Consider the following 13737-nt stretch of genomic DNA (forward strand, 5'->3'; position numbering starts at 1 on the left):
ATATACTAATGCTACCTTAAAACAAAAAAGATTGATTATGGAACGTTATTTTTCAATGACAGTGATAGCAAGCGCGATGCTTGTAGGCTGTGCTTCAACAAGTAACACGTCAAATGATGTAGCTAACGCTTATCAGAGTATAAATTCACAGCAGTTAGCTGAACACATTAAAGTGCTTGCCTCTGATGAGTTTGGTGGTAGAGCACCTTCATCAAAGGGTGAAGAACTCACTCTAGCTTATTTAACTGATCAATTTAAAGCGCTCGGTTTTCAGCCAGGTAATGGTGATAGCTTTTTACAAGAAGTTCCGCTTGTTTCACTTGAAGCAGACTCAAACATGGTACTTACCATTGGTGGCAAAGATTACCAATACAAGAAAGATATGGTGATGGGTAGTAGCCGTATAAGTGCAAAACAAAGCATTAAAGACTCTGAGCTTGTCTTCGTTGGTTATGGTGTAAACGCGCCTGAATATAACTGGAACGATTACGAAGGCCTTGATGTTGAAGGTAAAACAGTTGTAATGCTGGTAAACGATCCGGGGTTTGCGACAAAAAACCCTGATTTATTCACCGGTGATGCAATGACCTATTACGGCCGTTGGACATACAAGTATGAAGAAGCGAGCCGTCAAGGTGCAGCAGGTGCGATTATCATTCACGAAACAGCGCCAGCATCTTATCCATGGTCTGTAGTTGAAAACTCATGGAGTGGTGAGCAATTTGGTTTCCAAAAAGAAAATAACAACATGGACCGTGTTGCTGTTGAGGGCTGGGTAACAACTGATGTTGCTAAAGAGCTTTTCACAAAAGCAGGCTTAGATTTCGATACGATGAAAGCCAATGCTGCTAAAGGCGCTTACCATGTTGATATGGGCGACCTAACAGCGAGTGTTGAAGTAAACAACACAATCAAAAAGTCAATTTCGTATAACTTCATTGCGACTTTACCGGGTAGCGAAAAGCCAGACGAGCACATCATTTATTCAGCTCACTGGGATCACCTTGGTACAGATAAAACGCGTAAAGGCGACCAAATCTACAATGGTGCCCACGATAATGCGACAGGTACTGCAGGCTTAATTGAAGTTGCTGAAGCGTTCGCTACTTTACCACAGCACCCTAGCCGCTCGATGACTTTCTTAGCAGTTACTGCTGAAGAACAAGGTTTACTCGGCTCGAAATATTATGCTGCAAACCCGGTTATCCCAGCATCACAAACGGTTGCTAACATCAATATGGATAGCTTAAACCTGTTAGGTAAAGTAAAAGATATCAGTGTTGTTGGTATTGGTAAATCAGAAATGGATAGCCTTTTAGAAACAGCTGCAAAAGCACAAGGCCGCACTGTATCTGGCGATCCTAAACCGTCTTCAGGTGGTTACTACCGCTCTGATCACTTTGCATTTGCAAACATGGGTGTGCCAGCAATGTACGCTGGTGGCGGCAGTGAAGCGCTTAATGAAGAAACCGCTAATTACCGTAAACGAATGAGCTTAGTGCTTCGAGGTTGTTACCATCAACCATGTGATCGTTACCGTGATGAGTGGGATTTATCAGGTGCGATTCAGGACCTTCAGCTATTCTATCAAGTAGGCTTTGATATTTCTGAGCGTGAAGAATGGCCTAAATGGAATGCAAACTCTGAATTCCAACGCAAATAAATGCAAATGAGATTGATTTTCATTTAAAATGATACTACAGTGTAATCTGATTAATTTTTTAGGTTGCACTGTATGTATTTTTTTTCCCAAACGAGGTTAGTTCCTCAAAAAGCGAGGTGTTACATTACGGATAATAAGCGCTTGTTCTTACCCTTTCTATTGCTTACTGCATTAGCAATACCTGCAACCCGTGAATTTACATTACAAGCATTGAGCGATGCTTTTTTTCAAGTATCGGTCTTTGTTGCTGCCACTTTATTAATTTATTATTATTTAATCGATCGCCTTCCACAATTACAGCTAAGCTATTTACGCGCAAAATCAGGCATCCTTGAAGTCAGTTTTGCTTCTATCTTAGGTGCTTTACCTGGCTGTGGTGGCGCCATTATAGTTGTTACTCAATTTACCAAAAAGCAAGCTAGCTTTGGCTCCGTTGTTGCGGTACTGACAGCGACAATGGGAGATGCTGCATTCTTATTACTCGCCACTCGTCCTCTTGATGGACTATTAATGATGTTGATAGGAGTGAGCGTGGGTATTATTAGTGGTCAAATTGTTAATTTATTTCATTCCAGTTCAAGTTTTCAACCAAGTAATGCGACTGAGTATAATGAAGAGCATCAGTGCCAACCAAAGATACTCGAATATAGCCGCCCTGTTTGGAAGTTAGCTTTAATACCTAGTTTGATAATCGCTTTTGTTATTGCAACAAACACAGATACTCGTTTCTTCAGTGAAGGCCTTGCAAACACAATCAGTATTTTTGGCGCCTTGATGGCTCTTTTTACCGTGATTGTATGGGCTTTATCTTCAAAAGGTGTAAGTTATAAGCAAGTAACTAGCGAAGAAGCCCCTTGCACGCCTCCATCAAAGCTTACTAAAGTGTTAATGGACACTCATTTTGTTACAGCATGGGTCGTTGCTTCATTTATGGTGTTTGAAATTTTGGTGAATGTGGCTGGCGTAGATTTAGCAGCATGGTTTTCTGAGTATGCCTACTTAGCGCCCTTAGTTGCTGTGGCAATCGGCTTATTACCTGGTTGCGGGCCACAAATTGTTGTAATGACACTATATATTCAAGGGATTATTCCGTTTAGTGCGATGGCAGCCAATGCAATATCGAATGATGGCGATGCCTTATTCCCAGCTATCGCATTAGCACCAAAAGCGGCCTTAGTGGCGACAGTATATTCAACAATACCAGCATTGTTACTCGGTTATGGTTTGTATTTTTACGGCATATAGCAAATAGAATATTTAGAATTTAAAAAACCAGCCGAGGCTGGTTTTTTAATGTAATGTTAGCTCATCGCCATCATCATTTTTGCAGGATCTTCTAAGTAAGACTTCCACAAGTTGTTGAAGCGAGCAATAGTGCCACCATCAATCACTCTGTGGTCGCCAGACCAGCTTACTTGCATTATAGCTGCTGAAATCACATTCCCTTTTTCATCAAAACGAGGTAAGTGCTGCAGTTTACCTAAAGCTACAATCGCCACTTCTGGCTTATTGATGATCGGGGTTGCAATTGTGCCGCCAATCGCACCGATGTTCGAAATACTAATCGTGCCGCCTTTCAAATCATCGGGTGATACACGCCCATCACGTGCCGCCTCTGTCAAACGCGTAACCTCATTAGCAACATCAACAATGCTCTTCGACTGACATGATTTAATATTTGGCACTAATAGGCCAATCTTAGAATCAACCGCCATACCGATGTTGTGATCATCAAAGTAAGTCAGCTCACTACAATCATCATTAACTTGTGAGTTAAGCACTGGGAATTGCTTAATAGCTAATGACAGCGCTTTGATAAAGAACGGCATCATAGTGAGCTTAACGCCCTGTTGCTTATACTGCTCTTTTAGCTCGCTGCGCATTGCGATCAGTTTTGTTAAGTCAATTTCGTCACAGAAAGTAAAGTGAGGAATAGTCGATACTGACGCAACCATTTGCTTCGCCATTGCCGCTTTAATACCTTTAATAGGCTCAACACGGCTACTACCAACTGAAGTTGTTGATGCGGTTTTTGGCGTAGCATCTTGTGATACAGTTTGGCTTGGTGTTTCATTCAAGAAGTCTTCGATGTCTTGCTTATAAATCCGGCCATTTTTACCCGAGCCTGGCACTTGCGTTAAATCTACATCAAGTTCACGCGCCTTACGACGAACAGCAGGTGAAGCAACTGCTTTCTTATTAAGCTGTTTAGTTTCATTTGCTGAAGCCGCAGGTTTCTGTGCTGGTTTAGTTGCTGCATTTGTTTGTGCTTTAACCACTGCAGAACTTACATCTGGCTCTGCACTTTGGCCTGCAATACTCATTTGGAATAATGGGCTGTGAACCGCTGCAATATCACCTTTTTTGTAGTAAAGCTTTTCGACTTTACCTGTGTATTTAGCCGGAATTTGCACTAGTGCTTTGTCTGTCATTACATCACAAACCGCTTGATCTTCAACGATTTCATCGCCTTCACTCACTAACCACTCAACGATTTCACACTCAACGATACCTTCACCGATATCTGGTAAAATGAAATCTTCTAAGTGCTCATCAGCCTCAGATGATGCTTCAGTTGTAGCAGGAGCTCGCGCTTCTTCGCTTTGTGTTGGTGCTTCGCCATCAACATCCATTGCAAATAAGGGTGCATGTACTTTCGCAATGTCACCTTTTGCATAATATAGCTTACTGATCACACCATCATGAACAGCTGGAATTTGCACAAGCGCTTTGTCGGTCATCACATCACAAATTGGCTGATCTTCTTTTACAGAATCGCCCTCTGCAACTAACCATTCAACAATTTCACACTCTACGATGCCTTCGCCGATATCTGGCAAGATAAAATCTTTAGACATACTGACTCCTAAAACTCTACTGATTGCTTAATCGCAGCAAGCACTTTAAGTGCATCTGGCACATATTCTTTTTCAAGTGCTAATGGGTATGGCGTATCTAAACCACACACGCGAGCAATTGGCGATTCAAGGTGTAAGAAACACTCTTGTTGAATTGTTGCAACGATTTCAGCACCAAAACCATTGGTAATTGGTGCTTCGTGGCTAACCACTAAACGGCCTGTTTTGATTACTGATTTAGCAATCGTTTCTACATCCCACGGTAAAATGGTACGTAAGTCGATTACTTCACAGCTAATACCTTGCTCTGCTGCTTTTTTAGCGGCGTCTTCGATGATTTCCATCTGCGCCCCCCAAGCAAGTACAGTGACATCAGTACCCTCTTGTACGATTTCAGCTTTACCAAGCTCGATGCTGTAATCTTCTTCAGGTACTTCACCTGTTGATGCACGGTATAAACGTTTTGGCTCAAAGAAAATAACAGGGTTATCATCTTTAATTGATGCACGAAGTAAACCTTTAGCTTGGTATGGGTTACGTGGCACAACTAACTTCAAACCAGGTGTGTGAGCAAAATAAGCTTCTGGTGATTGTGAGTGATATAAACCACCGGCAATACCACCACCGTATGGAGTACGGATTGTTAGATTGCCAACATTAAATTCATTACCACTACGGTAACGGAATTTGGCTGATTCATTCACGATTTGGTCAAATGCAGGGAAAATATAATCAGCAAATTGAATTTCAGCTAAAGCTGGTGCACCAAATGCCGCTAAACCATTGGCAAAACCTAAAATACCTTGCTCAGTTAAGGGAGTATTAAACACACGGTGCTTACCATATTTTTCTTGTAAGCCTGATGTAGCACGGAATACACCACCAAAATAACCAACGTCTTCACCAAAAATACAGGCATTTGGATGCTCTGCCATGGTGATATCAAGAGCAGAGTTAATTGCATGAAGCATGTTCATTTTAGCCATTACTTTAATCTCCCTGCAGTGGTTGGATAAGCATCAGGATGCTGCAAAATATGCTCTTTTAATTGTTCGTATTGTTTTTGCAGTGATGGAATTGGGGTATCGTAAACGTCAGAAATAAGCTCTTCTAATGCCGGTTTTGCCACTTTTTCAGCACGCTTAAGAGCCGCTAAAATCTCTTCACGAATTGTTTCTTTATCTTTAGCGTCTTGTGCTTCGTCTAACCAACCTTGTTTTAATAACCACTTACGGAAACGCTCAATAGGACACCCCTTATGTTTCGCTTCTTCGTCTTTTGTGCGGTAGCCGCTTGGGTCGTCACTGGTTGAGTGAGCACCTAAACGGTAGGCAATTGACTCGATTAAAACGGGTTCGCCTTTAGTCGTTACTATTTCACGGGCTTTTTTCGTTGCTGCGTAAACAGCAAGCGCATCAGCACCATCAACACGGATTGTTTTAATACCGTAGCCAACACCACGTGATGCAATACCATCACCTTTAAATTGTTCATCAGCAGGTGTAGAAATCGCATAACCATTATTACGAGCAAAGAAGATCACCGGCGCTTCATGAACAGCAGCCATGTTTAAACCAGCATGGAAGTCACCTTCAGAGGCAGCACCTTCACCAAAGTAACAAATAGTAATGTTATCAATAGTGCTATTTAACTCACCGGTTTTGGCATCAATATGGCGCACTTTCTGACCGTATGCATAACCCGTTGCTTGGGGGATTTGTGTACCAAGCGGTGATGAAATAGTCATGTAGTTAAGTTCACGTGAGCCATAGTGAATCGGCATTTGGCGACCTTTACCTAAATCTTTTTCATTTGAAAACATTTGGTTCATGAATTGGTCAAGGCTAAAGCCGCGATAACGCAAAGCGGCTTGTTCACGGTATTGGGCCATGATCATGTCGTTTTGATCAAGGGCTGCTGCTGATGCAGTTACAGCTGCTTCTTCACCTAAGCATTGCATATAAAAGCTAACGCGGCCTTGGCGCTGCGCAGCTTGCATACGCTCATCAAGAGCACGGATAAAACGCATTGTCTCGTATAGATGGATTGCTGTTGCTTTGTCGATATCAGGTGCAGTTGCACCCTCGTAGATGTCGCCATCCTCATTAAGAATGCTTAATGTAGGAATTGTTAATGCGTGACCATCAATAAATGACAGTTCATGATTAATGTTTAGCGATACGTTATTTGGATTACTCATAACCTACCTTCTTTCGTTGTCAGAAACCTACGCCACTGCCCTTATTTGTGTTTTTATCAGCTTGAGCTGCAAGGATAAAGTTTGCGCAATATTCAATCAAATTAAATTAAACTGCCGTCACTTTACGTTAACGTAAGTTGTTATTCAACTAATCATAGACGAATAGTCGATAAATGGCTAAATACGCATGGAAAGTTAACTATACAACAAAATAAAACCACTAAAGTCATATAGTTAACTACATTCAGATGGGTGTTAATGCAAAAAATTTAAATAAAGTTGCTATCAACTTGCATAGGGATAACGGTAAGCAAAGCACGCTGACCTAAGGCTACATCTGCATTTGGGAAGATTATAGCTTCACCGTCTACTTCCGCTTCATACCTGGTCTGACCATCAATCGCTAATAATTCCCCTTTGGCAAAACCGGTGAAATTTTCTACATCATCAGCAAATGGGAAACTAAAGTCTTCGCAAGTTCGGTTTATTGTTCTATAAACTGAAAACAACTCAAAATCCTCTGCATTGAATTCTTTGTATTCAACAGTTTCTTGACTAATTAATGCAATTAACGTTTTTTTAGTTTTCTCAAAGCGAGACATGTCATTTTCGCCAAATGGCTTTACTTGACCAAGCTCAACTGTAAATGAGTCAGCACCGTGGACATAAGACGAGTAGTAGCTAAACGTTGTTGCCGCAGATTTCATCATTAATACTGTGTTTACGCCACAGCTAAGCAAAAATTGTAACTGCGACTTTTTCCAAGGCTTGCCATGTAAGAATGGATACACTGCAAATTTTTCATTTTTAGAGCCACGAATTGCAGTATGAAGGTCATAATGAAAACGCTCACTGGCCTGGTTGCCTCGTTCAAAGAAATCCGAAACCACATCTTCAAGTAGCTTTGCGCGCACGCGCTCAGGGTTTGAGGCAATACCTTCAACAGTATGGTGGCCATTAAATAAACGGTTTAGGTTTTCATCAACAAAACGCTGACCGATATTAATTGATTTAGGGTTACCAAAAATAAACAATACGCGCTGTTTCAGCGTAAGTTCTTCTGCAATGATTGCTTTGATTAATTGATCGCAGATTTCAATTGGCGCTGTTTCGTTACCATGTACCGCACTTGAAAGCACAATATCTTTATTTGTTTGTTCTTTTGGTTGAAACTCTATGATCCCCGTATCATGAACTGTTACATCAGTGCCATTTTTAAGGGTGAATGACGATGGTTCAAGTTGAAATTCATTACTGCGAGTGAGTGTTAAAAAGTCGCCTGTACGTTTTAATTCATCTAGGTATGCAGAGGTTGAATAGCTCATTGTTCTATCCTAATAATGCGTGAGAGTAGAATACAAAAACGGCTGAGAATATCAGCCGTTTTAAAAGATAAAAAAGAGATTAGCTAATTACTGAATCAACTAATTTTTTCGCTTCTTTTTCAAGTAATGCTAAATGTTCTTCACCTTTGAATGATTCAAGGTAAATTTTATAAATATCTTCAGTGCCCGATGGGCGTGCAGCAAACCAACCGTTTTCAGTAACAACCTTTAAACCACCAATTGCAGCATTGTTACCTGGTGCATGGGTTAGCTTTTGCGTAATGACATCGCCAGCGAGTGTGCTTGCAGTAACATCGTTAGCAGAAAGTGCTTTTAGACGTTCTTTTTGCTGTGAGGTTGCTGGCGCATCGATACGCTTATAGATAGGCGCACCAAACTCTTGTTCTAGCTCTTTATAAAGTTGTGAAGGTGTTTTACCCGTCACTGCCAAGATTTCAGCTGCGAGTAAACCTAAGATAAAGCCATCTTTATCTGTGTTCCAAACTGTACCATCAAAGCGTAAGAACGACGCCCCTGCACTTTCTTCACCACCGAAAGCAAGCGTACCTTTACCCAGGCCTTCAACAAACCATTTAAAACCAACGGGTACTTCTTTTACTTTACGATTGTTACGCTCTACAACTTTATCAATCATGCCGCTTGATACAAGCGTTTTACCAATCGCCACATCTTTTGACCAATCACGGTTATTTAATAAGTAATCTATCGCCACGGCTAAGAAGTGATTTGGATTCATTAAACCATCAGGCGTCACAATACCATGGCGGTCATAATCAGGGTCATTACCAATACCAATATCATAATCATCTTTCAGTGCGATTAAATTGGTCATGGCGTAAGGCGATGAACAATCCATACGAATTTTGCCATCTTTGTCCAGTGGCATAAAAGCAAAGCGTGGATCAACGTCTTTATTTACAACTGTTAGGTCTAAATTGTATTTTTCTGCGATTACAGGCCAAAAATTAATGCCTGAACCACCAAGCGGGTCAATACCTACTTTTATATTCGCTTCACTAATGGCTTTTAGATTAATGATATTTTCTAAATCGTTAACATAAGGATTAATAAGGTCTTGATATTTTATAAAACCTGAGCGGGATGCTTTAGCAAATGGAAATAGCTCTACTTCAACGAGATCTTCAAGCAGTAACTGATTTGCTCTGTCTTCAATCCATTTAGTTACATCAGTATCAGCAGGCCCACCGTTTGGCGGATTATATTTAAAACCACCGTCTTCTGGTGGATTATGAGATGGCGTAACGACAATACCATCTGCTAATTCATTTGGATTTTGTTTATTGTGTGACACAACCGCATGACTGATGACAGGTGTAGGGGTGTATTCATCGTTTTCTTGCGTAATAACTTGTACTTCGTTAGCAACCAGCACTTCAATGGCTGAATTAAATGCAGCTTCACTTAAAGCATGAGTATCTTTACCAAGAAAAAGAGGACCAAAAATATCATTTTCTTTGCGGTAATCACAAATAGCTTGAGTAATAGCTAATATATGCGATTCGTTAAACTTTACATCGTACGAGCAGCCGCGATGTCCTGACGTACCGAAAGCAACACAATGCTCTGGATTTTGTTCAAGATCGGGCTCATTTAAATAGTAAGCAGAAACCAGTTTAGGTACATTAACTAAGCTTTCTTGTGGTGCGGTTTTTCCTGCATCCGGGTGAATCGCCATAATATTTCCTTATCGGTTATAAATAGTCACGGATTTTTTCAGCGTCATCACTGCTGTAGCCTAAACACAGCGCGACTTCGTGAAGCATCATTTTCTTACGTGTTGTATTTGAGTTCGTCATCACCCAGTATTCTGTATCAGTGATGTTTTTCGGATTCATACTACTACCACTTTCGAGTAATGCTTCTTTGCTGGTAGCAAAATAAACGCGGTCACGGCCTTTTATATCTAATACGTTCACAAATTCGTTTTTGTGAGAACGGTACAAGGCAGCTAGAATGAATAAAAAGCGCCCTACCACTCCCTTTTGCATTGCAAGCTCTTCTTTATTCAACACATTAAAAACATTCCCTTTAGCTTGTGCGCTGGCTTTAGGTGGAGTCGCTTTTTCTGCTTCTGGCTCAGGTTGTTGCGTTTTATCGGTCGTGTTGTCTTTTACAGGTTCAACGGTTGAGGTTTCTTGTTCACTATGTTCACTCGTTGTTTCTGCTACCGTGTTACCATCAGATAGGTTTAATAAACGACGCAAAATAGTTGATGCACTTTCACCAATACTTTGAGTGTTACTTGCTATGTATTGATATAACTCGTCGTCTATGTCGATTTTTTTCATGTTATTCCTGTCTTTACGGGTCACATTTTAAAAGTTCTCAATGATTATACCTAAGCTCGCAGCAATTCTCTATGTTTTGCAATTTGTAATTTCGCTAGGCAAAATACAGCGATTAAAAATAGGAGTTTAAAATGCTATTAAACTACCAACAATCGGGCCAAGGTCCTGACGTTGTATTGATCCATGGTTTGTTTGGCTCATTAGAGAATTTGAATGTTATAGCCAAAGCATTAGCAGAAAATTACACCGTTACTAATGTTGACTTACGAAATCATGGTAAGTCATTTCATAGTGAAACGATGAACTATGAAGTAATGGCAGACGATATTTACAACTTGCTAAAGCACTTAAACATATCAAATGCACATATTATTGGCCATTCAATGGGCGGCAAAGCAGCAATGCAATTAGCACTCAAGCACAAGGATGTGGTCAATAAGTTAGTTGTATTAGATATTTCCCCTGTAGCAAATAAACCACGGCACAGTGCTATTTTTGCAGGTTTAAACGAAGTGGCTGAATCGAGTGTTGCAGATAGAAAAGCAGCGGATCAACTACTAGCAAAACATATCGACGAGATGGGTGTTCGACAATTTTTGTTAAAAAGTTTTGCAAAAAACGACCAAGGACAGTACCAATGGCGATTCAATTTAGACGTTTTATATCAGCAATACGAAAATATTTTATCGCAACTTGATGAAAATGATTCTTGTTTATGTGATACTTTATTCGTGAAAGGTAATGATTCCGACTATATTTTGGCTGAGCATCGTCCAATGATTATAAGTTTATTTCCAAATGCGAAGGCAAAAGTAATTCACGGTGCGGGTCATTGGTTACATGCGCAAAAACCACTTGCTGTAAATAAAGCAATTAGCGACTTTTTAGAGCAATAAAAAGGGCAAGATAAAATTCACGTTTTTGATCTAGCCCACTAAATTATTATGATTTTGTGTGCTATAGTACGCGCCGTTTAATTTGAAGGTTTATACGTTGATGGTCAGTCAGTTAATTAACGAATTTGATACCTTAGGGTTGTATTTTGGCTTAGCCGGCATTTTCTTTTTTATTGGAATGGCAATTCAAGATGTCCTTAAAAAAGGTGATGTACCAAAATTTGGCCGATACATCGTTTGGTTAGTGCTGTTTTTAGGTTGCTCTGGGTTTATAGCTAAAGGACTTATTCAAGTTTTTTGGCAAGGCGCAGGTGTTGGCTAGACATGGCAAAGTCAGAACTAGATAGAACAACACCCGATTTATTTGAATACGAAAAACGCCCAGGTAGGCCAAAAACAAACCCCCTACCTCGCGATATGCAATTAAAAGTGAATAAACGTAATCAAATAAAACGAGATAAAGCACGTGGTTTAAAGCGTGTAGAATTTAAGGTTTCATCACAGTTATATCAAGCATTAAGCGATATGGCAGATGCGCAGAATATTAGCCGTAGCGCGTTGATTGAAACAATTTTACAAGAAAGATTGGCTATTGATAGATAGAAGGTTTTAAATCCATGTCAAGCGTAGGTATTTTTTTCGGAAGCGATACAGGCAATACTGAACACGTAGCTAAAATGATCCAAAAAGAGCTAGGTAAGAAACTTGTTGCCGTTCATGACATTGCGAAAAGCTCTAAAGAAGAGATTGCTGAATTCGATTTGCTATTATTTGGTATCCCTACATGGTACTACGGTGAAGCGCAGTGCGATTGGGATGATTTTTTCCCTGAATTAGAAGAAATCGACTTCGAAGGGAAATTAGTCGCGATATTTGGTTGCGGTGACCAAGAAGATTATGCAGAGTATTTCTTAGATGCTATGGGTATGGTCAATGATATCGTAACAGAACGTGGTGCTATCGTTGTTGGCCATTGGTCAACGGAAGGTTACGACTTCGAAGCCTCAAAAGCGGTCATCGATGATAACCACTTTGTTGGCCTAGGTATTGATGAAGACCGTCAACCTGAACTCACAGAAAAGCGAGTTAAAGAATGGTGTGCTCAAGTTTATGAAGAAATGTGTTTAAGTGAACTTGCTGATTAATAACAAGTAACACTCGCATTTACTAGCTGCTGTAAAGATGCACAACCAGTTTGTTTTTGTCTAAATATTCGGCAATTAAGCGAATTGTTCTTTGCACTTGTTTGCCATGCGCGTTATTCTAATGGTTGCTAATGTGTCGTGTGCATCTTTTAAGGTGCCTAGTATAACTAAATAAATTGAGACAGATTGAATGACTGATCACAACTTGGAACTAAAAAAAGCAGGGTTAAAAGTAACGCTGCCACGTATTAAAATTTTAGAGATTCTGCAATCTCCAGACAATCAACACATCAGCGCTGAAGATGTCTATAAAATTTTATTAGACAAAGGCGAAGAGATTGGTCTTGCAACTGTCTATCGTGTTCTTAACCAATTTGATGATGCTGGTATCGTATCTCGCCACCACTTTGAAGGTGGTAAGTCGGTATTTGAACTATCAGGAAGTACGCACCATGACCACCTTGTATGCTTAAAGTGTGGCAAGGTTGTGGAGTTTGAGGATGATCTTATTGAACGTCGTCAAGTTGAAATTGCTGAAGAAAATGGCATTAAGCTAACTAACCACTCACTCTACTTATATGGTGAATGCGTTGACACTGAAAAGTGTAAAGAATACGCTGAATCAAATAGTTAATATTTTTATCAGACATAAAAAAACCTGCATCTAGCAGGTTTTTTTACGTCTATTCAAAATCTATTAAATGATTTCTAATAGCTCAACGTCAAAAATTAACGTCGAGAAAGGTGCGATTGCTGCACCAGCACCACGCTCACCGTAAGCAAGCTCATGTGGTACATATAGGCGCCATTTCGAACCTGTCCCCATCATTTGAACTGCTTCTGTCCAGCCTTTGATAACGCCACTTACTGGGAATTCAGCAGGTTGACCACGCTCATATGAGCTATCGAATACTGTGCCGTTGATTAGTGTACCGTGGTAATGCGCACGAATAGTAGATTCAGCTGTTGGTTTTTCACCCTCGCCTGCCGTAAGAATCTCATACTGCAAACCTGACTCGGTTACAGTGATCTCTGGGCGCTTTGCATTTTCTTCTAAGAAAGCAACACCTTCAGCAGCTAGTACCTTAGCTTCTTCTTCACGACGCGCTTGAATTTCAGCATTGATTTTTTCAAAAGCAGCTTGAATTGCAGGAATTTCAACTTGGAAATCACTACCAGCATACGCGTCTTTCATACCTTCAAATACAGAGTTAAGGTTTAAACCTTCAAATGGATTCGCTTTTAATTGTTCACCCATTTGTAAACCAATACCATAACTTGCTTTTTCAGCATCTGTTGTAAAAATATCTGACATGTTTA

Annotated in this window: 14 protein-coding genes; 7 read left to right on the forward strand and 7 right to left on the reverse strand. The window is 40.3% G+C overall.

Annotated features, from left to right (window positions below; genetic code table 11):
- The first annotated feature begins 37 nt into the window (after window positions 1-37).
- Window positions 38-1663 carry a M28 family metallopeptidase gene (locus L0Z67_RS08745; protein ID WP_062569130.1) on the forward strand — a complete coding sequence of 542 codons (1626 nt, stop codon included), beginning with the start codon at window positions 38-40 and terminating at the stop codon, window positions 1661-1663.
- Window positions 1664-1735: 72 nt separating this feature from the next.
- A complete protein-coding gene (locus L0Z67_RS08750) occupies window positions 1736-2908 on the forward strand; it encodes a putative manganese transporter (protein ID WP_405127862.1) in 1173 nt (390 codons plus the stop codon).
- Between the two features lie 56 nt (window positions 2909-2964).
- Here L0Z67_RS08750 and L0Z67_RS08755 read toward each other — a convergent pair whose 3' ends face one another.
- From L0Z67_RS08755 to seqA, 6 genes are all read right to left on the reverse strand, one after another.
- A complete protein-coding gene (locus L0Z67_RS08755; protein WP_405127863.1) occupies window positions 2965-4521 on the reverse strand; it encodes a dihydrolipoyllysine-residue acetyltransferase in 1557 nt (518 codons plus the stop codon).
- Window positions 4522-4529: 8 nt separating this feature from the next.
- Window positions 4530-5507, reverse strand: coding sequence for an alpha-ketoacid dehydrogenase subunit beta (locus tag L0Z67_RS08760; RefSeq protein ID WP_062569133.1), 978 nt, complete (start codon window positions 5505-5507; stop codon window positions 4530-4532).
- Complete coding sequence (locus L0Z67_RS08765) at window positions 5507-6721, reverse strand: thiamine pyrophosphate-dependent dehydrogenase E1 component subunit alpha (RefSeq protein ID WP_062569134.1); 1215 nt, start codon at window positions 6719-6721, stop codon at window positions 5507-5509. Before L0Z67_RS08765 ends, L0Z67_RS08760 begins: the two co-directional genes overlap by 1 nt.
- Before the next feature lie 269 nt (window positions 6722-6990).
- On the reverse strand, window positions 6991-8046 hold the full coding sequence (astE, locus tag L0Z67_RS08770; protein WP_062569135.1) for a succinylglutamate desuccinylase: 1056 nt from the start codon (window positions 8044-8046) through the stop codon (window positions 6991-6993).
- A 79-nt stretch (window positions 8047-8125) separates the two neighbouring features.
- Entirely contained in the window at window positions 8126-9763 is a 1638-nt protein-coding gene (gene pgm, locus L0Z67_RS08775; RefSeq protein ID WP_062569136.1) for a phosphoglucomutase (alpha-D-glucose-1,6-bisphosphate-dependent), read from the reverse strand.
- Between the two features lie 16 nt (window positions 9764-9779).
- Window positions 9780-10376: a replication initiation negative regulator SeqA gene (gene seqA / locus L0Z67_RS08780; protein ID WP_062569137.1), complete on the reverse strand. Its 597-nt coding sequence runs from the start codon at window positions 10374-10376 to the stop codon at window positions 9780-9782.
- Window positions 10377-10507: 131 nt separating this feature from the next.
- On the opposite strand from seqA, the gene L0Z67_RS08785 reads away from it, so the two are divergent.
- The 5 genes from L0Z67_RS08785 to fur all read left to right on the forward strand — a co-directional run bounded on the left by L0Z67_RS08785 (window position 10508) and on the right by fur (window position 13051).
- A complete protein-coding gene (locus L0Z67_RS08785; protein ID WP_062569138.1) occupies window positions 10508-11272 on the forward strand; it encodes an alpha/beta fold hydrolase in 765 nt (254 codons plus the stop codon).
- A gap of 100 nt (window positions 11273-11372) precedes the next feature.
- Window positions 11373-11594: a DUF2788 domain-containing protein gene (locus L0Z67_RS08790; protein WP_062569139.1), complete on the forward strand. Its 222-nt coding sequence runs from the start codon at window positions 11373-11375 to the stop codon at window positions 11592-11594.
- A 2-nt stretch (window positions 11595-11596) separates the two neighbouring features.
- Window positions 11597-11875, forward strand: coding sequence for a LexA regulated protein (gene ybfE / locus L0Z67_RS08795; protein ID WP_062569140.1), 279 nt, complete (start codon window positions 11597-11599; stop codon window positions 11873-11875).
- 14 nt (window positions 11876-11889) lie between these two features.
- Window positions 11890-12417, forward strand: a complete 528-nt coding sequence (gene fldA / locus L0Z67_RS08800) for a flavodoxin FldA (RefSeq protein WP_193988851.1) — start codon at window positions 11890-11892, stop codon at window positions 12415-12417.
- A 190-nt stretch (window positions 12418-12607) separates the two neighbouring features.
- Window positions 12608-13051 (forward strand): ferric iron uptake transcriptional regulator, encoded by a 444-nt coding sequence (fur, locus tag L0Z67_RS08805; protein WP_062569142.1) that lies wholly within the window; start codon window positions 12608-12610, stop codon window positions 13049-13051.
- Window positions 13052-13114: 63 nt separating this feature from the next.
- Here the strand turns inward: fur and L0Z67_RS08810 are convergent, their stop codons facing one another.
- The gene (locus L0Z67_RS08810; RefSeq protein WP_062569143.1) at window positions 13115-13732 is read right to left on the reverse strand and encodes an FKBP-type peptidyl-prolyl cis-trans isomerase; all 618 of its coding nucleotides are present in this window, start codon (window positions 13730-13732) and stop codon (window positions 13115-13117) included.
- Window positions 13733-13737 lie beyond the last annotated feature (5 nt).

This window comes from Pseudoalteromonas sp. PB2-1, from assembly GCF_045040605.1.
GTDB classification, from domain to species: Bacteria; Pseudomonadota; Gammaproteobacteria; order Enterobacterales; family Alteromonadaceae; genus Pseudoalteromonas; species Pseudoalteromonas arabiensis.